The sequence below is a fragment of the Methylobacterium sp. WL119 genome, from assembly GCF_008039875.1.
GTDB lineage: Bacteria > Pseudomonadota > Alphaproteobacteria > Rhizobiales > Beijerinckiaceae > Methylobacterium.
In genome coordinates this window covers 1-921 of sequence record NZ_VRUU01000238.1, presented here as the reverse complement: position 1 = coordinate 921, position 921 = coordinate 1, and the positions used below count along the sequence as shown (strand labels likewise).

Annotated in this window: 1 protein-coding gene; it reads left to right on the top strand. The window is 71.0% G+C overall.

What is annotated here, in order from left to right:
* Positions 1 to 10: 10 nt before the first annotated feature.
* Positions 11 to 921 (top strand): acetamidase/formamidase family protein (locus FV227_RS28640; protein ID WP_147860483.1); only part of this gene is annotated, 911 nt, incomplete at its 3' end.

Below are 921 nucleotides of genomic sequence, written 5' to 3'. Positions count from 1 at the left end.
AGGAGCGCACATGCCGACGCATCACGAGATCCCGGCCACCCCCGACAAGATGGTGCTCGGCTACTTCGACGCCGCGCTGCCGCCGGTGCTCGAGATCGCGTCCGGGGACACGGTCACCCTCCATTCCTTCCCCGCCGGCGGACGCGAGTCGCTGCATCCCGATCCCGCGCGGGTCTCGGCCGAGCACCTCGCGGTGCTCGATCAATGCGTCCCCGGCCCCGGGCCGCACTTCGTCACCGGTCCGGTCCATGTCCGCGGTGCCGAGCCGGGCGACGTGCTGCAGGTCGAGATCCTGGATCAGGCGTTCCGCCAGGATTGGGGCTTCGTCTCGATCCTGCCCCTGCTCGGGACCTTGCCCGACGAGTTCACCGAGTACGAGACCATCCACCCCGACATCGACGTCGCGCGCGGCGTCTGCGTGCTGCCCTGGGGCACCGAGCTGCCGCTCGACCCGTTCTTCGGCATCCTCGGCACGGCGCCGCCCGCCGCCTGGGGCCGCGTCGGCACCGCGGTGCCGCGCGGCTTCGGCGGCAACATGGACAACAAGGAGCTGAAGGTCGGCTCGACCCTCTACCTGCCGGTCTACAACCCGGGCGCCGGCTTCTACGCCGGCGACGGGCACGGCGTGCAGGGCGACGGCGAGGTCTGCATCACGGCGCTGGAGACCGGCCTCACCGGCACCTTCCGCCTGACCGTGCGCAAGGACCTCGGCTACGAGTGGCCGTTCGCCGAGACGCCCACCGACCTGATGACGATCGGCCTGCACGAGAGCCTCGACGAGGCGATGCGGCAGGCGGTGCGCGAGATGGTGCGCCACGTCTGCGCCCGCACCGGGCTGACCCGCAACCAGGCCTACATGCTGTGCTCGCTCGCCGGAAACCTGCGCATCACCCAGACGGTCGACGGCAACAAGGGCGTCCA